Source organism: Planctobacterium marinum, from assembly GCF_036322805.1.
GTDB classification, from domain to species: domain Bacteria; phylum Pseudomonadota; class Gammaproteobacteria; order Enterobacterales; family Alteromonadaceae; genus Planctobacterium; species Planctobacterium marinum_A.
The window spans coordinates 3,726,950-3,753,053 of sequence record NZ_AP027272.1; the positions used below are offsets into that span (position 1 = coordinate 3,726,950).

General features: G+C 43.7%; 22 protein-coding genes. All 22 read right to left on the reverse strand.

Annotated features, from left to right (window positions below; all coding sequences use genetic code 11):
- Window positions 1-82: 82 nt before the first annotated feature.
- Entirely contained in the window at window positions 83-2,266 is a 2,184-nt protein-coding gene (locus AABA75_RS16480; RefSeq protein ID WP_338293833.1) for a flagellar hook-length control protein FliK, read from the reverse strand.
- A gap of 138 nt (window positions 2,267-2,404) precedes the next feature.
- Complete coding sequence (gene fliJ, locus AABA75_RS16485) at window positions 2,405-2,845, reverse strand: flagellar export protein FliJ (RefSeq protein ID WP_338293834.1); 441 nt, start codon at window positions 2,843-2,845, stop codon at window positions 2,405-2,407.
- On the reverse strand, window positions 2,845-4,182 hold the full coding sequence (gene fliI, locus AABA75_RS16490; protein ID WP_338293835.1) for a flagellar protein export ATPase FliI: 1,338 nt from the start codon (window positions 4,180-4,182) through the stop codon (window positions 2,845-2,847). Before fliI ends, fliJ begins: the two co-directional genes overlap by 1 nt.
- An 18-nt stretch (window positions 4,183-4,200) precedes the next feature.
- On the reverse strand, window positions 4,201-4,983 hold the full coding sequence (gene fliH, locus AABA75_RS16495; RefSeq protein WP_338293836.1) for a flagellar assembly protein FliH: 783 nt from the start codon (window positions 4,981-4,983) through the stop codon (window positions 4,201-4,203).
- A 20-nt stretch (window positions 4,984-5,003) separates the two neighbouring features.
- The gene (fliG, locus tag AABA75_RS16500; RefSeq protein ID WP_338293837.1) at window positions 5,004-6,035 is read right to left on the reverse strand and encodes a flagellar motor switch protein FliG; all 1,032 of its coding nucleotides are present in this window, start codon (window positions 6,033-6,035) and stop codon (window positions 5,004-5,006) included.
- Window positions 6,036-6,038: 3 nt separating this feature from the next.
- On the reverse strand, window positions 6,039-7,730 hold the full coding sequence (gene fliF, locus AABA75_RS16505; protein ID WP_338293838.1) for a flagellar basal-body MS-ring/collar protein FliF: 1,692 nt from the start codon (window positions 7,728-7,730) through the stop codon (window positions 6,039-6,041).
- A gap of 14 nt (window positions 7,731-7,744) precedes the next feature.
- Window positions 7,745-8,071, reverse strand: coding sequence for a flagellar hook-basal body complex protein FliE (gene fliE / locus AABA75_RS16510; protein WP_338293839.1), 327 nt, complete (start codon window positions 8,069-8,071; stop codon window positions 7,745-7,747).
- 192 nt (window positions 8,072-8,263) lie between these two features.
- Entirely contained in the window at window positions 8,264-9,610 is a 1,347-nt protein-coding gene (locus AABA75_RS16515) for a sigma-54-dependent transcriptional regulator (RefSeq protein ID WP_338293840.1), read from the reverse strand.
- Window positions 9,607-10,650, reverse strand: a complete 1,044-nt coding sequence (locus tag AABA75_RS16520) for a sensor histidine kinase (RefSeq protein ID WP_338293841.1) — start codon at window positions 10,648-10,650, stop codon at window positions 9,607-9,609. Before AABA75_RS16520 ends, AABA75_RS16515 begins: the two co-directional genes overlap by 4 nt.
- A 251-nt stretch (window positions 10,651-10,901) precedes the next feature.
- Window positions 10,902-11,375 (reverse strand): LIC12192 family sporadic carbohydrate cluster protein, encoded by a 474-nt coding sequence (locus tag AABA75_RS16525; RefSeq protein ID WP_338293842.1) that lies wholly within the window; start codon window positions 11,373-11,375, stop codon window positions 10,902-10,904.
- Window positions 11,365-12,174: a sporadic carbohydrate cluster 2OG-Fe(II) oxygenase gene (locus tag AABA75_RS16530; protein ID WP_338293843.1), complete on the reverse strand. Its 810-nt coding sequence runs from the start codon at window positions 12,172-12,174 to the stop codon at window positions 11,365-11,367. Before AABA75_RS16530 ends, AABA75_RS16525 begins: the two co-directional genes overlap by 11 nt.
- A gap of 172 nt (window positions 12,175-12,346) precedes the next feature.
- Window positions 12,347-13,789, reverse strand: a complete 1,443-nt coding sequence (locus tag AABA75_RS16535; RefSeq protein WP_338293844.1) for a sigma-54 dependent transcriptional regulator — start codon at window positions 13,787-13,789, stop codon at window positions 12,347-12,349.
- A gap of 227 nt (window positions 13,790-14,016) precedes the next feature.
- A complete protein-coding gene (locus tag AABA75_RS16540; RefSeq protein ID WP_338293845.1) occupies window positions 14,017-14,820 on the reverse strand; it encodes a flagellin in 804 nt (267 codons plus the stop codon).
- Between the two features lie 151 nt (window positions 14,821-14,971).
- The gene (locus AABA75_RS16545; protein WP_338293846.1) at window positions 14,972-18,592 is read right to left on the reverse strand and encodes a 6-hydroxymethylpterin diphosphokinase MptE-like protein; all 3,621 of its coding nucleotides are present in this window, start codon (window positions 18,590-18,592) and stop codon (window positions 14,972-14,974) included.
- Between the two features lie 98 nt (window positions 18,593-18,690).
- Window positions 18,691-19,494, reverse strand: a complete 804-nt coding sequence (locus tag AABA75_RS16550; protein WP_338293847.1) for a sugar phosphate isomerase/epimerase family protein — start codon at window positions 19,492-19,494, stop codon at window positions 18,691-18,693.
- A gap of 71 nt (window positions 19,495-19,565) precedes the next feature.
- Window positions 19,566-20,615 carry an N-acetylneuraminate synthase family protein gene (locus tag AABA75_RS16555; protein ID WP_338293848.1) on the reverse strand — a complete coding sequence of 350 codons (1,050 nt, stop codon included), beginning with the start codon at window positions 20,613-20,615 and terminating at the stop codon, window positions 19,566-19,568.
- A gap of 34 nt (window positions 20,616-20,649) precedes the next feature.
- Complete coding sequence (locus AABA75_RS16560; protein ID WP_338293849.1) at window positions 20,650-21,771, reverse strand: DegT/DnrJ/EryC1/StrS family aminotransferase; 1,122 nt, start codon at window positions 21,769-21,771, stop codon at window positions 20,650-20,652.
- A 3-nt stretch (window positions 21,772-21,774) separates the two neighbouring features.
- Entirely contained in the window at window positions 21,775-22,425 is a 651-nt protein-coding gene (locus tag AABA75_RS16565; RefSeq protein ID WP_338293850.1) for an acetyltransferase, read from the reverse strand.
- A gap of 41 nt (window positions 22,426-22,466) precedes the next feature.
- Window positions 22,467-23,180 carry a cytidylyltransferase domain-containing protein gene (locus tag AABA75_RS16570; protein ID WP_338293851.1) on the reverse strand — a complete coding sequence of 238 codons (714 nt, stop codon included), beginning with the start codon at window positions 23,178-23,180 and terminating at the stop codon, window positions 22,467-22,469.
- The gene (locus AABA75_RS16575) at window positions 23,164-24,786 is read right to left on the reverse strand and encodes a B12-binding domain-containing radical SAM protein (protein ID WP_338293852.1); all 1,623 of its coding nucleotides are present in this window, start codon (window positions 24,784-24,786) and stop codon (window positions 23,164-23,166) included. Before AABA75_RS16575 ends, AABA75_RS16570 begins: the two co-directional genes overlap by 17 nt.
- Window positions 24,779-25,807 (reverse strand): 6-hydroxymethylpterin diphosphokinase MptE-like protein, encoded by a 1,029-nt coding sequence (locus AABA75_RS16580; protein ID WP_338293853.1) that lies wholly within the window; start codon window positions 25,805-25,807, stop codon window positions 24,779-24,781. The genes AABA75_RS16575 and AABA75_RS16580 overlap by 8 nt, the downstream gene beginning before the upstream one ends.
- Window positions 25,808-25,839: 32 nt before the next feature.
- Window positions 25,840-26,019: a hypothetical protein gene (locus AABA75_RS16585; protein WP_338293854.1), complete on the reverse strand. Its 180-nt coding sequence runs from the start codon at window positions 26,017-26,019 to the stop codon at window positions 25,840-25,842.
- Between the last annotated feature and the right edge of the window lie 85 nt (window positions 26,020-26,104).

The following is a 26,104-nucleotide window of genomic DNA, read 5'->3' on the forward strand; positions in this document are numbered from 1 at the left end:
TTGCTTCTCTGCTAATTAACTCTCTTTATTATGGATAACAGTGCCTCAATAAGGCAATGATCTTTGCACATCTATCGCCAATTTACGCAAAAAAATCGATACCTTCTGGCTCATCTAAGCCAACCGTTCTGATATCGGGAGAGGATTCAGCTTCAATGTCCTCCATCGCCTCCTGTCCCTTTCCAGAGGCAAAATTTTGTCCATCACCCTCACCTTTTTGGCCTTGTTGCTCTTCGCGTACCGAAGATTGACCTAATTCAATACCCTGTTGCTCTAACAGTTCTTTCAACCTGGGTTGGTTGTGTTCCAATGCTTCACGAGCGGCTTGAGATTGCACTACCATACTGACTGAGGCAGTGTCACCTTGCATGCTGACCTTTATTTGCATCTGTCCCAAGTCAGGCGGATCTAAGCGGATATCGGCCACCATATTTTTCTGGTTTAGCATCACCTGAACTTTGTTAGCTAACTCTTGTGCTGCTTCTGGTTTTTGAATATTTACCGCCTTATCAAAAGCGTTGTTTTGCAAATTCTGTTGCTGAGTTTTCTGCGCTTCTAATTGCGCAGTGTTATTATCCCTTGCTGTCATACTACTATTAAAGTTATTGAGTAACGTCTCTCGAGCAGCACTATCCATACCGCTAGAAGCATGAGCTACATTAACGATTTGTTGTAAAGCACCTTTAATTTGTTGCTCAAGTGCCGCGCTTTCTACAGAGGCAGTATCGGCTACCATTCCTTCCGAGACAATTTTACTGATATTAATACCCGGCTCATGACCGGCTTTTAGTTGCTCCTTGAACTCAGCACTAACGTTTTTCAAGCTCTCAATAAACTTCTTCCCAGCCGCCGTTTGACCGACTTCTGAGGATTCAAGTCGGCGGGTTAAGCTATCTATAGCAGCAATTTTACCGTCGGCCGTCTCAGTTGAATTGTCTAATTCATTTAGCAACTGAGTAAGATTGAGTTGTTCTGGTTTAAATTGAGTATCGGTGACGGTACTGTTTGCTGTGGTGCTTTCAGCTGATTTGTTTGTTTCTCGTCCCGAACCAGTCAGACCAGCATCATGGTCAGTATCAACCGATGCATCTGCATCCACTGTCCCCCCAGTGACAAACGGTATTTCTGCCTCTATTGGTGCTTCAGCGTCTACTGGCACTTCCGCATCTACTGATACTTCTGCATCTACCGGTACTTCTGAATCTACCGGTACTTCTGAATCTACTGGCACTTCTGTATCTACTGGCTCTTCTGCATCTACTGGTGCTTCAGCTTCTACCGGTACTTCTGAATCTAATGGCGCATCAACATGCAACGTTTCAGCTAAAGCATCAGTAGACTGAACAAACTCAGTTTCAGTGACGTCATTATTGTCATCTTGTTCGCCATTTTCAGTTGTACTTTCATTCAATAAATCGGCTGATGATTGCTCTTGCTCAGAGCCTCCAGAGATCTCTGTATCCTGTGAGGATAAAATTTCTTCATTGCCCGTAGCCTGCTCTAATTGTCCGTTATTTTGCCCGCTTAATTGTAATAGCAAGGAAACGTCATGGGGATGAGGGTCGTCAACGTTCAGGATATCAGACATCATTTGTTTTAATGCGGCATCATCATTCAATAGCTGCTGAATTTCTTCATCGGAAAGCCCGTTAACCGCCTTATCTACCGACTTCATCTGATAAGCGTTTAAGGCGTGTCCAGAATTCAATAGCTTCTCTCGTAATTGTTGCTTCCAATCCTGAATAGAAGAAGGTGTAACCGCCTCGGTTTCTGACTCAGGCGGAATTTCGGCGCTTTTTTCAGATGAATCTTCTAAAACAGTGTCTGTTACCAGAATCGGCGATTCTGTGGAAGGATTTTCTACCACGGGCGCATCCGTTTCAGTTTCTGGTTTAACCGCCTCACCATTGAGCTTCTGTATGATGCTAACCCATTCTTCGTGCAGCTCCCCATCTTCAGCCTGCCCTTTACTAGATTGACCATCTTGCGGCATAGACTCTTCCGAGCCTGGTTTCTCGAGCTTGAATTCTGACTCATGTGCTTTTAATGAAGGCTTTTCACTGTCGGGGTGAGTGTCTTTCGCAGTATTTTTCAAATCACCATGACCGCGGTAGTTCTGTTCACTTTTTGCAGAATCAGCGCCCTCGCTGCTTCCTATCATAAACTTGGCAAACTCATCACCTGCGCCAGATGCATCGGCATCGACATCTCCCGGAAAGAGTTTCTGAGCGGCAATATCATTATTAGATGCGGCAACTTGTTGCATATTTGTTCACCTGATTCTGCCAGAAATCCCGTATTTGCACGGTAACAACGGTTTTAATGCGTCAAATTTCTGTTAGTTTTATCGTTACCTTGTGGGGAAGCATAAATCAGGCCAACTGTATTTTATAAGCGCTAAAGATTAGCGTCTTGAGGCTCTGAGGAATTTTTGCAGGGCAAACTCATCCATCATATTTTGTTCATGGCGGTCGAGGCGAGCTTGTTTTTCAGTGTTTTTCTTGTCCAGCAACATCTCTACGGCTTTGCGCTTCTTTTGCTGTTCCAACCATTGCAGCTTTCGCTGCTCAGCAGCCTTACTGGCATCCTGTATTATCTGTTGTTGTTGCGCGCAGGCTTTGTCTAGTTTGTTAATGAATGATTGATGATGGGAGAATGCCAACGCCTCAAAGCCATTCGCGCCTTTTTCCTGCATTTTTTTGAAATAGTCGAGACGGTATTGCATTAAGCCATCCAGACGCTCTTGGTTTTGCCGCACATAGGCTTGGGCTTGCTGAAAATCCAAAGCGGCTTTTTCCTCTTTTTCAGCTTCCCATTTAGCTACCATTTGTAGTTGTCTGGTCATTATGCGTTACCACCAAACTTCTGCAGTAATTGCACCATGCCCCCCAAACTCTCATCGTAAGGGATGATATCCTTCATACCTTGTTGCAGGAAATTATTGATCATAGGTTCGGCTTTTATGGCCATATCAATACGCGGATCGGCGCCTCGATTGTACGCCCCGATACTAATGAGATCTTTGTTCTGTTGATAAATTGAATAAATCTGTCTGATGCGCCGCGCCGATTGCAAATGTTCATCGCTCACCACTTGTGGCATCACACGACTGATAGACGCTTCCACATCAATAGCTGGGTAATGCCCGGCATCGGCCAGCGATCGGGAAAGTACAATGTGTCCATCCAGAATAGCGCGCGCTGCATCTGCAATGGGATCTTGCAGATCATCACCTTCGGTAAGTACTGTGTAAAACCCCGTAATTGAGCCTTGATTTTCAGCGCCGTTGCCCGCTCTTTCTACTAATGCCGGCAAACGTGCAAATACTGAGGGGGGATAACCTTTCGTTGCTGGAGGTTCACCTACCGCCAATGCAATTTCACGCTGGGCCATAGCATAGCGCGTAAGCGAATCAATTAATAACAGTACGTTCATGCCTTGGTCGCGAAAGTATTCGGCAATACTAACCGCTGTTTCACAGCCTTTCAGGCGCATGAGAGGTGAAGTATCGGCAGGTGCCGCAACAACTACAGACTTGTGGCGCTCTTCCTCACCCAATATATCGTGAATAAATTCTTTTACTTCTCGTCCCCGTTCCCCCACCAGACCAACCACCACTACATCAGCGGTTGTACCTCTGGTCATCATGCCCATTAAAACACTTTTACCCACACCACTGCCTGCGAACAACCCCATACGCTGCCCAGTACCAACAGTGATCATAGAATTGATGGAACGAACACCCACATCCATAGGCTGTTTGATGGGTTTGCGAATAAGTGGATTCATTGGAGGGCGAGTAAAAGGCACATACTCTGTGGTTTTTAATGCGCCAAGGCCATCTATTGGATTACCATTACCATCGACAACGCGCCCTAGAAGGCCCATTCCCACAGCAATACCCTGTTGTCGTGTTAGGGGTTGCACACGTGAACCAGGTACGATGCCTTTTACTGCTTCAGTCGGCATAAGATAGGTAACATTGTCACCAAAGCCGACAACTTCTGCTTCAATCTCACCATCGATAGTTTGCACCAGACACTGGCTACCAACAGGCAACTGGCAACCCACCGCTTCGAGAGTTAGGCCGATACCACGGACGAGTTTACCAGCCGCAACGGTAGCAGGTTGCGGGATCTGACTCTGTAAATCTTTTATTTTACTGAGAATACGTTCGGTCATAATAGCGCGCCGATAAGACTATCTGGCTTCACGTTCACGCAAACCTTGCTCTAATAGAAACTTATCAAGGCTCTCTCTTACACGCCGCTCAATAGAAACATCCACAGCATTGGAATCGGTTACGATTTCACAGCCTCCGCGAGATTGCCCGACACTTTCCACCAATATCCAATTGTGCTGTTGAATTTCTTCCTCTGAAAAGTGCTGTTTAACTAATGTCAAATCTTCCGGGTGTAAATTTATTTGATAACCATTTTCACGAATGGGAAGTACTTTAAGGCCCGACTTAAGCGCTTCAAAAATGATATTTTCATTAAGCTGCACTTCGGTACGGATTACGGAGCGCGCCAGCGCCACAGCCAACTGAGTTAACTCCTTTTCCAACTCAGCTTCCACCAGTGTCAAGGGCTCTTGCAGTGAGCCATTCAGTGATTGCCAAGCCTGCATCTGCTGCTGAATAATGTCCCGACCTTCCTGCAACCCTTCACTCAGGCCCTGCTCATAACCTTTCTTCTGCCCCTCTTCAGTGCCTTTTTCCAATCCCTCTTCATAGCCCTTTAACTGCCCTTCATCGAGCCCCTGTAAAAATCCTTCTTCATAGGCCGCTTTGCGAATAGCCTCAATTTCTTCAGCTGTGGGCGGCAGGATTTCTTCCTCTTCCTCTGGTGGTTCCCATTTCCAATCCGAGGTTTTATTAAAAGCATTACTTTCGCTTTTAAATTTAGGCTTTTGGTCCTCGACATAAGGTATCTCAAAGGACTTGAATTCCTCATTTTGTTCGTCGTTAACAAAATCAACCATTTCACACTACCACTAATTGATTACAGGAATTCTTCGCCGCCACCGCCGCCAAGCATGATTTCACCGGCATCAGCCAGGCGTCGAGCCACTGAGAGAATCTCTTTCTGTGCGGTTTCCACTTCACTGATACGCACTGGTCCCAAGGCTTCCAAATCATCCAATAACATTTCCGCGGCGCGTTTCGACATATTTTTGGCGATCTTATCCCGCAAGCCTTCATCGGCACCTTTAATGGCTTTGATGAGTACGTCTTGCTGAACTTCACGAAGAATCGCCTGAATCGCTCTGTCATCCACATCCGCCAGGTTATCAAAGACAAACATCAAGTCCTGAATTTGCTGACTCATCTCTTCGTCCTGCTCACGGATGGCATCCATCAACTGGCCTTCGATATTGGCATCCAGATAGTTCATAATATCGGCGGCTGATTTCAAGCCGCCCATCTTGGCAGCCTGTGTACCCGCTTGACCGGCGAACTGTTTCTCCATAATTTCGTTTAATTCTTGCAGTGCCGCCGGCTGTACTTCTTCCAGGTTGGCGATACGCATCATCAAATCCAGACGCACTTTCTCCGGGAACTGAGACAAAATTTCAGCAGATTGCTCTGGGTCCAGATAAGCCAATACAATGGTCTGAATCTGCGGGTGTTCGTTGCGGATAATACCCGCCACCTGTTTCGAATCCATCCACTTGAGTGAATCCAAACCTTTAGCACCACCACCCACCAAAATCTGGTCGATAAGGTTTGCTGCTTTATCTTCACCTAAGGCTGCAGTTAAGGCCTTCTTAACAAAGTCATGACTGTGGAAACCGATGGTACTGTAGTTCTGAATCTCTTCAATAAAGTGCTTATGAACCGCTGTAATCTTACCCTGTGTCATGTCATCCATGGTTGCCATGGCCTGACCCAACTTTTGAACCTGTTTGGGCTCCATGTGTTTCAGGATTTGTGCCGCGTCTTCTTCGGAGAGACTGAGCAGCAATATCGCAGCTTTCTCAACCCCTTCCAGTTTCCCGACGTCGTAGCCTATGTCTTCTGCTTCTTCAGCCATAACTTATTCATCCAGCATCAACCATCCGCGCACTACCTGCGCTGACAGTTCAGGTTCATTCGCCACTAATGCACGTACTGCTTTCAATACATCTTCATCTTTGTGCAAGTCAGGCAGCATCAGCGATCCATCCGCTGCAAAGCCTACTGCATCTTCATCAAACTCTTGAGTTAACATAGTGATGGTTTCGTCACCCAAGTCAAGACTTTGATCGACATTGAACTCTTCTTGTTCAGTGGTATCTTCTGGGTAAATCAGACGTTTCAGCATCGGACGCACAATCGCCAGAATCAGAACAATTATAATCAAGCCGCCCATGACCAGTTTCAGTGCACGCATGGCCCAAGGCTGCTCCCAAAGTGGAACTTCTTTTTCCAGGCCGGTATCAATGCGGCTAAACGGAATGGTCACGACTTCTAACGAGTCACCGCGCGTCACGTCAAAGCCGATACCGCCTTGTAGTAAGCGACGCAAATTCAACAATTCTTGCTGTGTTCGCGGCGCAGTAGTCTCATTACCATCAGCATCAGTGCTGGTTTTATAATCCACAGCTACAGAAACGCTCAAGCGACGGATCACACCGGTTTGCTGTTTAGTATGGCTAATGGTGGTATCTAATTCGAAGTTACGTGTTGCCTCTTTGTGGGTTCTGCCCGGAGAAGTTCTCGTTGAGTTTGCGCCAGCATTGTTTTGTGGAATATTGGAATCTAGCGGCGGTTGGTTGGTCAGCGCACCCGGCACACCGGCAATAACACTTCCTACGCTGTTTTCTTCCACGGTCATCTCACTGCGTACCGCAGGTAAATCCGGGTTGTAGCGTTTTTGTGTTTGTTCGGTGGAGGTGAAGTCCATACTGACGTCCACTTGCGAGGTATAGTTGCCCAAACCCAGCACCGGGATAAGTATAGAATCAATTTTTCCTTGGTACTCTGCTTCCCGCTGTTTGACGATTTCGAATTCTTTTCTGGAGCGTGCTGAGATGGAATCTTGTGAACCGGAGTTTAGCAAACGTCCATTGCTGTCTGTCACGGTAACTCTATCCGGGTCAATAGTCTCAACCGCTGAAGCCACCATATCTACAATCGCGTCCACTTCTTCACTGTTTAAAATCGCACCGCGACGCATGGTAATTACCACGGTTGCACTACCGCGAGACTGTTTACGAGCAAACACATTTTCTCGCGGCATCGCCAGTAAGACTTTTGCCTTGTTGACATTAGACATATCTTCAATGGTGCGGGCAATTTGTTGTTCACGGGCATGCTTTAAGCGTTCTTTTTCAACTCGCTGACTGACACCAAAACCCATGTCTTGCATGATGATATCGGTACCGGAATCGGGCGCTTGCGATAATCCTTGACGTGCCAATGACAGCTTAATGGCCTCGTATTGATCTTCGGGAACTAAAATCGTATTGCCTTCTAACTCATAGGGGATCTGCGCAACATCCAGATGATCAAGTGTTTGAATCAGCTCATCTGTGGGTAACTTAGCAAGCGGTCTGTAATCCGGCTCTTGTGCCCAGATAACGATAAAAATTGCGATTGCCACACAAATTACCAAAGCCACAACAAGGATAATTTGGCGCAGCATGTCAACACTGCCCAAAGCATCCATAAAGCCGGATTTTTGTTCTGCGGATTCCAGGTCCAGGTTATCGCCCGGTACAGTTAAGTCTGTAGTTGCGTCAGCCATTTCTTATTACTCCGTTATACCGGCATTTGCATGATTTTATTGTAGGCTTCCATTACTTTGTTACGCACCTGTACGGTGGCCTCAAAAGCAATACCCGCCTTTTCTTTGGCTACCATCACGTCAGCCAGGCTTAAATTTGGGTCACCCATTTCAAAGCGATTGGTTAGTTCTCTGCCGTGCAATTGCATTTCGTTCACGCCATTGATAGCGGAACTGAGCATATCAGCAAAGTTTTCACGGGAAGGATTAGTTTGCAAATTGACAGAGGGCGTAAGCTCAGTTTTAGTTTGAGCCGCTAACATTTGCATTTCTCTGTATAAGGAATCTGCTTTAATATCCATCACTTTCTCCAAGGTTCTGTCACTTTTTGACAATTTCCTTTGTTAAAGCAATGATAGTGCCACAATTTAAAAGCATATATACATCAATGCTTTAGGTGGATTTTAACAGTATTTTGACAGGCATTTGAGCACGCAGTAACATCGGTGACAATTTCTTGTCACCGCTATTGCATAACGACTTAAGGGGTTGTATCAAGCAGGCAGATCGATGCCCATCTCCCGCATTTTGGCTAACTTGTAGCGCAGAGTTCTGGGGCTGATACCGAGTTTTTCAGCGACGTCCTTGCGTTTACCATTGCAGGAAATCAACATTTCTAAAATGATCTGATTTTCCTGTTGTTTCAATTCTTGCCCTAATAAATCGGTGTTTTGCGACTCCGGTGGGACTTGTTCTTCTAATTCATTGACTGGAACGTGATTATCCAGCATTAACTCCTGTTCCGATATCTCGTTGCTATCACACAAAATCAATGCGCGCTGTATGACATTTTCAAGCTCCCGCACATTCCCCGGCCACTTATACTGTAATAATTTTTGCTTTGCGGAAAAGCTGAGGTCAGGAATGCGATAGCCTTGTCTCAAAGCATGACGCTCAACCAAGTGCTCTGCCAGTGGCACAATATCACCAACACGCTCGCCTAAAGGCAGCCAGTGCAGTGGAAAAACATTAAGTCGGTAATACAGATCCTCTCTGAATTGCCCTTCCTGAACCGCCTGCATCAGATCTCGGTTACTGGTGGCAATGATACGCACATCTAACTTAATGGTTTTACGACTGCCTAAACGCTCTACTTCGCGCTCTTGCAATACTCTTAATAATTTAGCCTGCAACCCCAAATCCATTTCGGTCACTTCGTCCAGCATAATTGTACCTTGCTGGGCCTGTTCGAATTTTCCTATCGAGGTTTGCAACGCACCGGTAAATGCCCCCTTTTCATAGCCGAACAAGGTGGCTTCCAACATATTCTCAGGTATAGCGGCACAGTTTATGGCAACAAACGGCCCATCAGCGCGACTACTCTGCTCATGAATATAACGACCCAGTACTTCTTTACCCGAACCACTAGGACCCAATACCATGACCGTTGCATCGGTTTTAGCAACCCTTTGGGCCAACTGCAATAAGCGCTTGCTGGACTCATCCCCTACGATTGGTTTGAAGCTATCAGAGGATTGCGACGGCGCATAACGGGAAATCAAATTGAGTAATACATCAGGCTCAAACGGTTTGGCAATATAATCGGTGGCACCGGTTTGCATTGCAGTAACGGCATCGTCAATTTGGGCATAAGCCGTCATCAAAATCACGGGCAAATTGGGGAACTTGTTACGCACCACTTTCAGCAATTGAATACCACTCATACCCGTCATTTGAATATCACTGACTATCAGGTCGACTTTTACTTCATTAATACGTGATATTGCAGACTCTGCACAATCACAAACCACAACCTTATAGCCACCTAATTCCAACGTGTCGTAAAGGGCTTCTCGCAGACCGTGATCATCTTCTACCAGCATTACACATTTTTGATTCATGCACCCTCTCCCTCAATTTGTACTTTGACATGGTCGGCACTTGCTTTAAGTTCTGCTTTTTGGCTGTTTATTGACAACGTCCCTGGTGGGAACAGCAGGGTGAATTTGGCGCCTCCATTATCCTGATTTACAACGGAAACTCGCCCCTGATGGCTGAACATAACAGACCTGACTACTGAAAGCCCAAGACCAGTGCCTTGCGCTCTTGTGGTAAAGAACGGCTCAAATATTTGTTTTATTTGCTGTTTTGGAATACCAGGCCCATTGTCGGCAATAGACAATTGAATTCCACGCTGGCAATTATCCAATTGCAGTTCAATCTGGCTTGCTCCTACCGCGATTGCATTTTGCAGCAAGTTGTTGATCGCGCCACAGATTGCAGTTCGATTACCCTTAAGTTCATCGTTTTTACAAAAATTTCGGAAGTCTATCCTGATTGAATCCGATACCGTTTCTCGTATCTCATCTACTAATGTCTCTACCAGACTAGCCAGATGGATATCTTCAATAATTTCTTGCTTGCCACTTTTAGCGAACAACAACATGTCATTGATCTGCCTTTCGAGTCCTTTGAGTTGAGCAATTAACTTATCGCTAAAGCGCCTTTGTTTCGCTGCCGAGATACCAATAGCTTGTAAATTTCTTGCATAAAGTAAGGCGGCAGATAAAGGGGTTCGCAATTGGTGTGCAAGTGAAGCCACCATTTTCCCTAGTGCACTCAAGCGCTGCATGTGACTCACCTTGGCCTGTAATGTGCGGGTTTGGGTGAGATCCGTTAAATGGATGAGTTGCCCGGGAACCCCGGGGACATTGGAAATGGCAAATTTAACTTTTCGACCATTGACCAAAGACACTTCCAAACCATCGTCTTTTTGCGGCTCGAATAAGGTTTCTACAACAGTGCGCCAAACACTGCCTTCAATATCTTTTTGAAATAAATCTCTGGCGGATTTGTTAGCAAGTTCCACTAACCCCAAGCGATTAACAAACAAAATACCCGCTGGTATGGCTTTAAAAGCCAAACGCATTTCATCAGACAAATTTTGCTCTGAGCAAAGCTGGTTTGCAAATTGAGGTAAAGCCGTAAGGTTGGACCGTTGTCCACCACATGCTCTTATGTTTTGTACCTGCATGTCAAAAAAAAGTCGTTCAATAATACTGACTTTTAAAGCAGGTAACGTGCCAACCAATTAAAAGAATAAAATTCAATACCTTACAAAGGGTATTAACTTGGATGGCGCGCCTGCATTTTGACTTTTCGGACCTGTTTGGCGAAGTTAGATGATAGAATTTACAGCACTTTAAAAATAGCTTTTACAAAAGGATCTTGGTCGTTCATTTTCAAATTAAAAGTCTGATAAACGTCGTTAAGCGGTGCTTGAGACAGTGATTTTGCCACTTGAATGACATCCTCGAAACTCTCAATATCAGCTTCTGATGACATCACCATATCTTCCAAAGCTACATGCATGGCACATTGCTGCGATAAAACACGCTCATAAATGTGAAAACGCTTCTCGCGAGACTCTGGCAGCATGAACACACTAAACAAAATAATACCGTCTAAAACTTCCAGTTCGGTAATGAGATCGTCAAGCATCATATAACAGCCGGGCATTGCAAACTCAGTCGAACTCAGCAAATAAGTCAGGCCATTGCGATTGGCATGCTCCCTAATCGCAAGATTTTGTAAGCGCTGCGGATAGCATGCGTCACGGACCGCGCGACTACTGACATAGCCACGAAAACCCGATTTAGTTTTCACTAAAGCCTCCCGGGTATTCGAACTGCATTCCAACTCTGGTTATACCTCGAATAGTGATTGGATCAAAATATTCACCCAACCGCTTTCCGGCATACGGGGTAAATAAACCTTTAAATCTAATATTGATGGACCACCTGGTTGTTAGTTCTCTATTTACTCTTCCACCGTGCATCACTGTGGGTGTAAAAAGCAGAACATGGCCATAGGGAATATCGGGCCACACTAAATCCGGCTCAACTGCGTTAAATAGGGCATCGGTACCTTGCTCGGCAAAGTCACTGATTTTATCTTTCCATTGCCGATCTTTATCTGGAGGACAAATAAAAACACTCTTCGTTCGATAGCAATCGACCAATGGTACCCATAAAACGACTTCAAAAGGCGAACATTCCGAGCCCCATGTATCAGAATGCAAATGGATAATTGAGCTGTCATCCTCTGGCATTAAAATGCTAAAGCCCATATTTCTTTGCATAGCCAATTCGTTACCCACCAACGTTTCCAGTAGACTACGAGCAGTGGCAAAATAATCCTCGCGAAAACTATCTGTCCGCATTAAACCATTGATTATATATAGCTTTAAATCATTAAGTTGCGCTACATTTATGCGTTCGGCAATGTTATCTAAAAATGTCCCGATATCTTCAGGAGTTTGAATTTTGAGGTGTTCTGCGGTGAGTTCTGCAACTTTTTGTCTGATGCGATTGAGCGCATCAAGATCTTCTGCAGGTTGTATAATATAGCCATTGTCCAGAAAGCTTTGGGTCAATAACTTTTCGGTACCATTTAATAAATTCATTCACGTCTCTGAATAGCTGAAACTGAAATACTTGCTGTTAGATGATAATCTCTAATATACGTTATCGTATAAAACCAGGGTGGTCTTTAGTATTTTATTCAAAGTGACTATTACATATTGGCTGAAACAACCTTTGAATTGGATCAACCTTTAGGAAAATAAGAACTCTTATTTACTTGGCAATATTGTATTTACGCATTTTCTCTACAAGCGTAGTGCGTCGCATACCTAAAAACTCAGCTGACCGTGCCACCACCCAATCATGTTGATCAAGTGCCTGAGTGATCATATTCACTTCAAGATCTGAGAGATACTCTTTGAGGTTGACGCCTTCTGCGGGCAAATCCGGATCAACATACGTTGTAGGCTGTGCGACAGCTAATGTATCATCATCTTCGAAGTCATCGCTGTCATCACTAAATAAACTATTCAATGCTTCCCTTTCCAGCAACTCTTCAGGGTATTCAGGACTAAAATCATCTACTGAAACGTGTTGATACTTGATTGGTAAATCAGGTACATCCACCACTTGATTTGGGCAAAGGATGGTCAATCGCTCCACCAGATTTGAAAGTTCTCTGACGTTGCCTGCCCACTTGTGTTCCATCAAAGAAGCTAACGCTTCTTCAGTGAACTTTATGCTTTTGCTGGATTCGTTTTCGAAGCGAGATACCAATTCCTGCATGAGTAGTGGAATGTCTTCTTTTCGTTCTCTTAATGCCGGACTATCTATTGGAAATACATTAAGACGATAAAACAAATCTTCCCGGAACTTACCCTCTGCAATCATATCTTCCAGGTTTCTGTGAGTCGCAGCAATGATACGTACATTACAAGGAATAGGCTTGGTACCGCCTACGCGCTCATAAGTGCGCTCTTGCAATACCCTAAGCAGCTTAACCTGCATCTGCAATGGCATATCACCAATCTCATCAAGGAACAAAGTGCCGCCCTCGGCGAGTTCAAAACGCCCTTTTCGCGAACTCACTGCACCGGTAAATGCGCCTTTTTCATGACCAAACAACTCACTTTCAAGCAGTTCTCCGGGGGTTGCCCCACAGTTCACTGGAATAAATGGGCCGTCTTTGCGTTGAGATAGAAAATGCACATTGCGGGCAACCACTTCCTTACCCGTGCCTGACTCTCCTAAAACCAGCACATTTGCATCGGTAGGAGCCACCTGCTCAATCATACGTCGTACGTTTTGTATTTCTTGGCTTTTTCCCACGAGGCTTCGGAATAGCTTGGTTTTTTGAGTACTTTTACTCTGGCCGGGTTTACGACGAATATATTCCTGGCAGCGATGCATTAATTTAGTTAACACTGGATAGGTAATAGGCTCTTCCAGCAAGCCCATCACATTAGGAATAGAAACCAATTGCTCGGAGTTTCCGACGGCAATAAAGGGAAATGCGGGGAATTTCTCAATCACGTCGGAGGCAAGTTCTGGTTCATCACCATCAATCAAAACCGCATCCAATGCCGCCTCACGTTTAAGGGTTTCAATCGCCTGCTCGAAACTCGCAGTCTCAGGTTGGTCACCTAAGAAACTGATCACGGTGGAAAGGTTGTTTCGTCTGGACTCTTGGGAACTTATAACCAGAATGCGACTCATTGAAAATCCGTAATCCCGAAAATGTTATTATTGCTTTTTGCCTAGTTTGCTTCTGATTGCGATGAGTTTCAAGTAAGTAGATGAAATATCTACATTAAAGCTTGTTAAATAGGCACAAATATCTGAAAAGCATACTTTTTGTCGTCCATGAGGGCTATAAGACTTAAGTATTAAAAAAGGCGCATAAAGCGCCTTTTAAATCATCTCGGTTAATATTCAAACCAATTCTAGCTAAGCAAGGATAATACCTGGCTCTGCTGTTGGTTTGATTGAGCCTGCACTGCGATATTGGCTTGGCTTAATACCTGACTTGCCGCCAAGTCCGATGTTGTCTGCGCAAAGTCCGTATCCTGGATTCGGCTTCGCGCAGCAGCTTCGTTTTCCGCTTGCGTAGTCAACTGACGCGCTGTGCTTTCAAAGCGATTTTGCACCGCACCAAATTCCGCTCTGTTACTACCAACGGTCTCGATGGCAGAATCTGCCGAGTCCAACGCCGTTTGTGCTCCCGCAGCAGTGCTGATATCGGCATTCAGGATATCGTTTAACGCGGTGGGTAAGTCACGGGTGTTCACCCCAATACTTTGCCCTGCATTTGCGCCAGATTGGAAGTTAATAGTGCTATCCGAAGTAAACAGACTGTTGCCATTAAAATTGGTGTTTTCCAAAGTATCGCGAATGTTGTCTTGTAGCTGCGTTACTTCTTGCTGCAGTGCACTTCGGTCCGCGTCCGTTAGCAAACCATTACCAGCTTGAATGGACAGCTCGCGGATGCGGTTAACATCATCAGTCACACCTGATAACGCTGCATCCCCTATTTGTGCCAAAGAAATACCGTCATAGACGTTATTCAATGCCTGTTGATTTCCACCGATTTGACTGGAAAGTCGATCAATTATTTGCTGTGCGGCAGCACCATCTGCAGCACTATTGACCTTTTTACCACTAGCCAAACGCTCTAAAAGATTGTTTTGACGTTCCTGCACTTGCTGTAAAAGCGAGTTGCCGGAATTATTTGAGACTATGCCTACCATACATACCTCCTATACCTCACTTTAAATAGTAGCACAGTTCGTTCAATTGTTAAGCAATAAACTCAGCTTTTGTGAAGCCGTTCACATTCGCATGTTGGTTGTACATCCTGATGGTTAGTCGAAATGTTAACTAACAAACAAACATTCAAACTTAGTTCAATTGTATCAACTCTACTTGGCACTCAGAAAATTCCTCGCGATTATTCATAGTAGCTGACCACCGAGGAATAACAGCGGCATACTCCTCATCAGACATTGCATTGTCTATTCTGTGTTCGTTCAGTTCTGCTGCTGAGATACGCATTCCTGGATCACCATTTATATCAATACAGTCTCCCAAAGTCTTATCATCTGCATATCCATAAACTAATTGAGGATAACTCACTAAAGTTGCTTCGGTCCCAACCTCAAGATTGATTCGTTGACACTGGGACTCCTCTACCACGCGGCTTCTCACCATAAGTTTAGGCATAATCAATCGCTTTTCAGGTCCACTGAAACAGTTCATGATTATCTGTTTTGTGATCATCGGAGCATGTGCTATCCAATCCGAGTCATACACCGGAGAAGGATCCTGAGGGATTAACATTAAGCTGTATGGTTCATCCGAGCGAAGATGTGAATTTAACTCCTCAGATGAAAGACTTCCTGTGCAAACTAAAGTGCCCAAATTCCCTACGAAAGGAACCTTGATATCCCTCACTGAAGTTTTTAATTGAGGAGTGGGGGCCTGGGTATCATTACAGTGGCAATAAATAATGTAATCTGCATTGATATTGTCTGGTAAGTCAACCTCTCTATGATACACATAGACTTTAACATCGGCCTTCCAACAGTAGATTGTTTCGATAAAATCTTTAAAGTATTTTCCGATGGAGTGAACGTTTGTTAGCAATACTATTTTCTTGTGTTCTGCAATATTACCAAGTTTCAGTACTCGTCTGATGACAAGATTGTAAACTGATTTATCAAATCTTGGATAATCATCTTCTATGACTTTCTTAAACCCTTGAAAATGCGATTTACAAATCTGTATGCCCCGATTAAACAACTCGACATGATGCGTTTTAGAGGAATATAGAAGCTTGGTCAGGAAGGCGTTAGCAAAGTTAACCGTTCCGAAAAGATAGAAAAACAGCATCGACCGTCCAGTGGAGTATGAGTCAAACAAAACCTCTTTTTGTTGATTGATAAATTCTTTCGCCTCCTCAGCCGAATCAATTTTCTGATCAAATCGCTCAACAAACAGTTCCATTTCTCGCTTGGTCAGTTCTGGTACATAACGTCGAGTGTATATATCGGTAAACCGTTTATTGTCGGGAATAAAAAATGCATCAGTCTTGATTCTATTGACTGCCGCCAAACGCTCCGCTTCACTACCGCTAACTAACACTAAATCTGGCTGTAAAGGACTGGCACCATTTATCAAAGCTCCGTCACTACAGTTATAAAAATTGCAATTTTTAGAACATGCAGAAATAGACTGAGATAACACGACATTGGCAATTTTAAATTCTTCTTTAGTAAAAACAGTTTGTCTAAAATTGCCTCTCGTCACTAGTGCCGTATTGTTGGCTTTTCCATAATCAAATACTTCTGTTCCTTTGCGATTATAATATGCCGATTGTTTTGAGTGATGATGCTTATTGTCGTAAAAGCCCAAATCAACACCAAAAAAGTAAATATTTTCCATTCCAAGTTGAATGAAAAGATTCGTGGCAAAGTTAGAAACTGTAGGAAATGCAAATTGCAACATTTCACATTTATCTTCTCCCAACACGCTAAGTGTGGAAACCGTAGAAGATTCACCGTCTTTAAACGCAACGAAAACATCTTTGTATAGTCGGGCTGTATCGGGATGTATACCATTACAGGACACAAGAGAGATCTTTTTTAAGAACTCTGGCGCATTTATTAATGTTGCCCAATCATAGGTAGCCCTGTTTTGTTCTATTTCTGCATGGAAGTCAGGCACTATACCATTCTTATACATCACCTGTAGTGAAGTACCACAGGTAACCAATATCACACTATCACGCACTTCCTTAATATACTGAATTGATGCATCCAGTGAGGGGCCATTTCCCACTAAAAATACGGGTGTTTCTCTGTCGCTTACAGAGAGCACCTGTTGGGCATTCTTTTTGAGTATGGGAAATTGTCGTTTTACTCCTTCCACTGTGTGAGTAATACCGTAATAGGCATGATCGAAATACTCACCGATAGAAATTACCAACTTTAACTGCTCTCTTAGTTGAGCAATCGCACTCTTTAAATTTGAATTGTAATAACCAGAATAGAAATAGGTATTGTTGAGGATGTAAGGACCAATTGAATAAAACTGCTGCAGTAGGTCTTTGAACAAATTGGAGCCATCATCACCAATATTGATATAGAGACGGTTTTCTAGTTCATCTGTTTTTTTGAATATTTGACACCAATCAATGGCAAACAAGGACGCATAGAAAAAGTCCCTAATCGGCTCACTAATGAATAAGTTTTCTATTTCGTGTTCTTGCAATAGCGACTCCAATTGATAGCCGCAGCCAAGACCAAACTGGATCAGCGATTGAATGTTTTCTGGTAACGCTCCAAACTCTTCTTCGACTTCATCAAGTAAACCCTCAGCTTCTTTTACGAATTTATAATGCTGATAGTGAGCTAATTTTTTTCCAGTGTATCCCAGCACCAGGCCGTCTTTATTCGGCTTATCGGCAAATACTTCTAAATGACTCAAGCTGTCTTGCTTGGGTTCATCAGAGTACCAACAACAAAGATTTTCAGTATTCAGAAGATTGATTTGCTGATGTTTCAGATTTTGAATTGGCAACCAGTTGGTTGGGTTATAGTCCTCAAATTCGTCAGCAATGGCAGGAAAGTATGTGCGAAACGCGCTGAGATTTTTCTGGAACTTTACGTCGTCTTTAGACGCGCTTCGATAATTATCCAATTCAATATGATAAGTCCAAGGGGGGACATAATTGTCGGCTTTTTTATGATCAGCAAAAGAGAAACCGTGCTCTTGTAAGTCGCTCCATGATTTGTTCAATACTTGATGGAATACGGCATCAAAAATCGGATGATTGTAATGTTTATAAATGTAAAACCCAGCGACACCAAATGAGCTTTTCAGTTCCCTCAAATCACTTATCAAGTCACGACTATCTTTACCAATTTGTAAATATAAGTTGGTATTCTTCTTTTTAGCCGTTTCCAGAATATCTTTCCATGAAACTGCATAACCAGAGCATCTAAAAAATTGGATCTCAGGCTCATAAACAATGACATGTTCAACTTGATATTCCTTTACGAGCTTCTCGAGATGGTGGCCCAAACCACAACCAAGCACAACTACGCATTCTAATTTCTGTGGTAACTCCTGGGTTCGTTGTAACTGTTTATAGATATTCAAATCACGAAAGTCATCAAGCTGCTCGCTCACACTTTCTGTGACGGACTTGAGCTCATTAAAAGCTCTATACCAAGCATGTCGGGTAAAACCTGTAAAGTGCTCATGCACTTCATTTATCGGATCAGGTCCATAAAAGGTCCGTCCCAGACCATAATCAACAATATTTAGATCGCGACGTTCATTACAAAAAATGGATATATTGTCACTCGTTCCCGATGCAATTAAAGGAAAAAGAGAGGGAACATAGCGCTGAAATGCGTTTATTGATTGACGCCTGTTTTCTTCAATGATTGGGGACAGTTCTGCCTCAATCTCTTCTTGTTGATCTTTGGAGAGGTGCAGCTGAATATTTTTCAACATAGTTATATTTACTCTTATCGTTGAAGTAGCTTTTTACCGATTTTGATTTTTCACTCACCAGTAGAGAAGCCAAGAAGCTATGCCGGACAAATCGCCGATTATTTACACAATTCAGTTACCAAATCATAAGAGGCAAACAACGACTTTTCACCACTGTATACTTCCAGCGTTGTAGTTTTTTCCCTGATTTTAAGCCGAGAGAGAACTTCTACCAAATGAGAACCAGATGTTAACTCTCTATTCGTATCAGCAAAACCATCATTATCGCTTAGATGCAAGTAGTCAGATTGCTGTCCGAGGGTTATACATTGCTCAGTAAAGTCCAACCCCAACGTTTGACAACTTACCTTGAGGTGTGCCACGTCCAGTAATAGATTGAATGGATTCCGCTGTTTATATGCCTCAATCTCATCTGCATGAGTCATCAAAAAAGGATTGTTTCCAAATGAAGAAGCATTCGCAGAAGAGAAAACGTTATTTTCAATATACAACTTAATATTTTTATTTCTGGCAAGCCCATTGAGCTGGGTAAAGTTCTTGTCGAATTCAGTCCAGGACTCTTCAACTCCTTGTAAAGCTGACCTATCCATTTTTTTGCCTAATTGTTTAACTTTAGGATCGAATCGAAAGCCGGCATGGAAGCCAAAAACATCTGCGCCTAATAACTTGGAAACTCGCAATGCCTCAGTGACATGGGAGATTGCTATCTCGCTTACAACAGGGTCCTTAGACGCCAAATTCAAAACAAAATGCGTAATGGGAGGGGGAAAATAATTGTGGCACCTATAGTGGAGACTGAAACGCGCTTGTAGTTCTTGCAATTCCTGTAACCAATTTGGATAAAAATGGGTACCACCAGACAACTCAATATGGCGGAACCCCATATCAGCCAAGTACTCCACCGACTGCCCGATTTGGGTTCGATTAACACAGCTACTGGATACATAAATTGGTTTAATACCTCACCCCCAGATCAGCTCAGCCTGATAAGCTCATTTTTAGCAAAGTCACTACAGGCTCTGGTGCCCACGATATCGGTAAAGTAAATTGCCGGCACCCCCTTACCTCCAGTGCGTTTTGCCACTATATCGTCATCGCAGATGAGCTGCCCTTTAAAGATATCACGCTTAGCCACAAGACATTTCTGCATGGCTTTGCGATTTTCCAGTTCACACAGTGAAACATTCTTGCGATGACTACCGAGAATATTATCCACTCTCTGAATTTCTTGAACAAACTTGATTAACTCTTGCGGCTCCAGAGAAGCTTTATGGTCCGGACCCGTCATATTTTTATCAAGGGTAAAGTGTTTTTCAATCACTTTTGCACCAGCGGCAACTGCATAAGGCGAAACTCCGATGCCCTCAGAGTGATCTGAATATCCGGTAATAATGCCGTACTGTTCTGTAAATTGCTTGATATTATTGAGGTTTGCCTCGCTTTCCGGAAAAGGATAAGCACTAGTACAATGCAATAATATTACATCCCGGGTATACGCTGACAATGCGTCCAAAGCTAATGCCACTTCGTCTCCGAAGCACATGCCTGTAGAAAGAATAATGGGCACCTTAGATTTCGCAACTTCAATCAGAAAGCCCACATTTGTAGTATCAGTAGATGATATTTTGAGGGCCGCAATACCAAGCTCCCGAAGCTCATCGAGGCTTTTAAAATCAAATGGAGTTGCCAGAAAAGTAATGCCTTTTTCAAAACAGTAATCTTTTAACTCGAGGCACTGATGTTTGCTAATTTGCAACTCTTTCAACATATCATATTGACTGACATGGGCTTTGGCAGTTTTTTGATAAGGAGCTTTCTCAACATCGGGTAAAATAAGTTCATCAGGATCAAAAAGCTGAAACTTCACCGCATCTGCACCAGCCTCGCAGGCAACATCTACCAAGCGTTTTGCCAGCACCATATCACCGTTGTGGTTAACCCCTGCTTCGGCAATGATGTAAGTAGGAGATTTTGACGAAATAACTTTATCTTCAATAACTATTTCGGTTTGAAATTTATTCAATTTATTTACCATTATGCCTGTCTCCAAAGTATCATTAGCACAGGCAGTCCTTAATCTGCTCAACCACCTCTGTAATGTCCTGCTCTCTTAAACCCACCCATGTGGGTAAACAAAGACCTTCTTGCGCGAGCCTATCAGAGACTTTGAAGTGCCTATGCTGATTTAAGTAGGGTGGTTGAATATTCAGCACCGGAAAAAATCTCCTTGTTTCAATGCCTTGTCGTCCGAGCATAGCAACAATCGTATCGATATCCCATTTGAAATATTCAGGATTAAACCTGAAAGATGAAAGCCAGGTAACCGATGATGTACCATTTAAAGGCGTTGCCGATAAAACTCCAGCAACATCGTCCAACCCCTTCCTGTAAGCTTGTGCTATGTTTTTTCTGGTTTCTATCAGGTGGGTAATTTGCTCCAGTTGTGCAACACCGATAGCGGCCTGTAAGTTGGTTAGTCGATAGTTGAGACCGGGAACTTCGTGCCAATAGCGCCGCTCTTTGCGCATACCATGATCGCGATAGCATAATAACTTTTGGAAGAGGCTCTCGTCATTTGTGGTCACCATTCCCCCTTCTCCAGTAGTCATGGTTTTGTTAGCAAAAAAGCTAAAGCAACCTGCATGACCTATGGTGCCTACAGTGTCACTGTTAACCTTCGCTCCTATGGCCTGAGCACAATCTTCCACAATTTTGAGTTGGTATTTAGCAGCCAGATTCATCAGAGAAGTCATATCAGCGGGCACGCCAAATAAATGAACAGGGATAATGGCCTTGGTTTTAGCAGTGATCAACGCTTCAGCTTGCTGACAATCAAGGGTCCATGTATTTTTGTCTACATCACATAAAACGGGAGTTGCACCGCAGTGAATTACGGCATTTGCTGTTGCCGCAAAGGTCATATTTGGCACAATGACCTCGTCCCCTGGTCTAATTCCCAATGCGATCAATGTTAAATGCAATGCGGCTGTGCCGTTACTCACGGAGACTGCGAATTTGGCCCCCGTGAACTTGGCAAAGTCATGTTCAAATTGCTTAACAAAGTCGCCCTGAGAAGATATCCAACCCGTTTCCATACATTTTGCAACGTAGGCTTTTTCGTTATGTGCAATGTAAGGTACGGAGATAGGGAGCCTTACTTTAGAAAACCCTGGATTCATGTTTTAATCATTCTTTGAATTATTGTGACCGACAAAAGAGCTTCCTTCACTCAGATTTTTACGCAACAGGCTATTGCTGGCAATGACAGAATTACTTCCAATAATCAATCCGTCTTGGATGCAGGCCTGACTACCGATAAAACAATTGTCGCCGACACGACAACTTCCATTGATGCTCGCCATTGTAGAGACATGACAAAACTCACCAACCTGAACGTCGTGCTCCAATAGTGCTTTGCTATTAATGATCGCAAAGTTACCAATTCGCACATTGGCATTGATAATTGCACCGTGCATAACGATAGTGCCAGCCCCCAGCTGTGCATGTTCAGAAACATAAGCATGAGGAGACACAACTACAGGCACAGTAAATCCTAGCTCCAATAGCTGTATCGCAATCTCACGTCTTGGTGCAATTGTTTTTATTTGTCCTACGGCAATTAACGCAGCCTCTGCATACTGGTTTAAGTAAGGGAGATCTTGATCTGTTCCCAGGACCTCATACCCCAAAACTTTTTTTCCTACTTCTTCAGGTAACCCAACGAGCCCCAATATATCGTAAACACCTTGTTGTTCAACCACGTCAATGCATGAAACAGCATGCCCTCCGGCTCCTACAATGAGAAGTTTTTGCTTGCGCTTTGTATCAGCCATGGCGATATCTCATATACATTCGGTCATTAGTAATACAGGGTTTAGGTGTTTAAGCGCCTTTTCATTAATACCTCTGCCGCTTCAAGGTCAGACAGACTATCAATATCAATAGAATCTTCCTCAGACATCTCGAAAAACCACGTATTTTCAGTATAAAACCCTCTTGGCTCGAGCATCGCTTTTCCAATGTATATTGCGCCATTGGGATAGTAAAACTGGGGGAGTTTTTGCCTTCGATGACCTTTTAACGGCTGGGGGAAACAAAAAGAGACCTTGCCATCGTCGTTAGAAGACAACAACCAAGCGCTTTTTTGAGGAGCTTTTACCACACTCACTAAAGTATCGAGGTCCGACTGCCTCTGATTTAGATAAAAGCGGATCGCTTCATCAATTTGTTTGCAATTGCGAAACGGAGAAGTGGGTTGCAACATTACGACTAAATCGTAATTTTTCCCTTCATTTTCGTACAACCAATTCAGTCCATGACTAATGGCATCTTCAATAGCGGCAGAGTCACCAGCGAGAGATTCTGGCCGTTTAAACGGCGCCATCACACCTAGCGTTTTAGCAATCTCAATCACCTCATCAGAGTCCGTAGAAACCAAAGTATCGGTGATAATCTCACTCCCAAGCGCCGCTTCGATTGTCCAGGCAACTAAAGGCTTCCCACCCAAATTCCGACTATTCTTTCCCGGCAACCCTTTGGAGCCTGCTCTTGCCCCGATAAAGGCTAATACACTAAGATTCTGTAACATCTAAAATCGTGATCTTGTTGCTGATGTCAATGCCCAAGCTAAGCTCTTCCATTGGTGAAGACGTTTTTGTTTTCTGAATATTAAACGACTCTTTGGGTACGGCAATAGGTTTGATATGTTCCTGTGCATTAGCGTAGTGTTTTTCGGACACGTCCAACAAACGCAGGTTCTTTTGATAAACGATTTCTTGCAGTCCCAATAGCTGCACCGGAGAAAAATTATGAGAAATGACCCCAGTAATCTTGCTCGCGTCACCGAGATCCATAAGATACGCCTCCAAATCACCGTCGTACTGCTCTAAGATAGAGTCTTTGTAGGTGTAATACCATTCGGACCCCGGATAAGCGGTGGCGAAATGGGGTTTTGCGGTTATCCCTAATTCAATCAGAGCATTGATGGTGTTGCGAATACTGTCAAAAGTTTCTTCCGGGAAGCCTATAATAATATTGGGGATTGGTTTTATTCCCGATTCCAGGCAAACGCCGATGCTTTGTTTATTCTTACGAGCGTTTGAGCCCTTGCCTAAGTTTCGCAATACAGTCGGATCAAATGACTCCAATCCATAAACTAAGTGTGTGCAGCCAGCTTCATACATCAATTTCAACGTTTCCGGGCGATGCAGGCCTGCGTGACTTGTTCCATTCCAATGCACACCGGTACAATTTTCGTCGTGTTCGATTCCTTGTTTGCGGCAGGTTGGTTGCAACCCTTCTTCAATCCAAAGTTTACACAACTCTTTAAGCCATTTACCTTTACTCGCAACGTCCATCGTCATGAAGTTTTCATCAATGAATGAAGCGAAATCAATATCGTATTCCTTGTGAAGATGTTTCACCATGTCAACAATGTAGCGTGGACTATGGTAACGAATATTTCGTCCATAGGTGAAAACGACGTCTTTTTCACCTTCTTCGTTTTCCTCAACCAACATGTCTCCCGTCGTACCCAAATGCCAACAGTACTTACAGGTAAGACCACATCCAAAACTGCCATTCACATCCATCCGGCGCTTAGCCATAGCGGCTTCTTCACTGAATAGATTGGAAGAATTAGCAAAATAAATATCGAGCGGAAACAAATCCCATGCAGGCCAAGGTAATAAATCTAAGTCGTGGATATTAGGCCTGATATCTGCGAGGTGCGGTTTCCCCTGCGCATCTCGAAAGACGGTACCACGCACTTTTGAAAAGTCCGTCTTCCCCTCATCAATATAGCGCAGCACCTCAGGAAAGGTAACAAATGACTCTCCTAAACAGCCCACATCTATCTCGGGAATAAATTCCATAATCTCTGACGGCATGCTTGTGATAAAGCCTCCCCCGGCAACCAGCACGGCGTCAGGAGCGACCTCTTTAATCATTTTGCAAGCAGTTTTAATATAATTGTAGGTTGTAGTTAAGCCTCCGATACAAATAGCATCCCAATCATCGGCCTGACATACTTCCTTAACGGTTTCAATTGGTAGACGCCATGCATTGGCATCGTATACCTGTACCAGGTGTCCATGTCGAATAGAAATAGCCGCTAACAATGCAATACCGTAGGGAATATGCCTGGGAACATCTTCTTCACGGACCACGGGATTGATAAATAACACCTTAGCCATCGCAATAATTCTCCAAAAATTGGGTTAACGGCATACAATCCACGCCATCACCGAACAAAATTCCAGCTTCAGAACAATTTACAGTGTTGCTTGTAGCCTGCTTCAATAAACCTAACAAGTTATTACGGTACCAGTAGTAGGTAGGATCGGTGTAATACGTCACTCCAGTGGAAGGGTAAACAAATGATGGAAACATTGCTTGTAGTTGTTCCTTAGTGTCGCACATAGCATTGAGCTCATAAAAGGTCTGAGTATTCTCAATTGGAGTCTCGCGGTGGTAGCCAAGGTCCATGCCGGTTATTCCAATGTTTTCCACTTTCAGGATACTATTGGCAAACACCCATGCGGCGGTGCCGACCGTGCCACCAGTGTTCATACAACGAAGATTGTTTATACTGAATAACTCACGAGTCATGCTGCCCGGTTGACTGGGATCGTCAACAATAGGATTCCACCAATAGCAATCAAAACCTGCCTCCAATGCACGCGCTCTCACATTTTGTGGGGCTGAGGTGCAAATAATCAGTTTAATTTGCGAAGCGTACTTATTAACCAATTCGATATTGCGCAAATTTTCTCTGATGGTGTCATTGCGAAACTCAATATCCAAATCTTGCCTACTGAAGTAATCATCTTCTTCCGAGTGCTTCTCAAAGTCGTGATCGCCAAACCAACGCACTATCCTGGTGGGATGAGGGTCAAGTGTGAGCACATAGTCTGGGATGATGCCGTTCTTAAGACATTTAATCATAGAGCCATCAACTGCCACAATACTACCTTGATACTCTCTGGCTTTGAGAGTTTGTAACACGTCAAATTTATGAAGGCTTGGGCCAGCGCTCACTACGATGGCCGATTTCGATTTTTCAGCGCTAGCAGGTGCCGGTAAATCTTTAAGAGACTTTGCAATGAAGGGCTTGTTATCTCTGGCGTGTTCAATCAACGAGTTCGCATGCCAGCTTTTTCCGATTTCATGTACTCGGCCCACAACATCCAAAAACTCTTTATTGCTCTTGTTCAAAATGACTCCCGATCAGCTTTTCCAAAAAAGCATTATGACTTGTCTTCATCACCGTTCCATTCTAACGGTGTGCGCTCGACGAATACCATACTGCCTCCAATCGAGTTCAAGGCCTCTTTCTTAAATTCATCTGCTTTGCTATCACTTTCTGCTTGCTTGGGTAACGAAACAGTTTTTTTAGTTTTGAAATTACCTTTTAATAAATCACTCATAACTATCACTCTCTATTCTCTGCGGAACCGGGACGACTTTGTATCCGGAAAGCCCCCAGTTCTTTAAACATCGGCTCAAATCCGT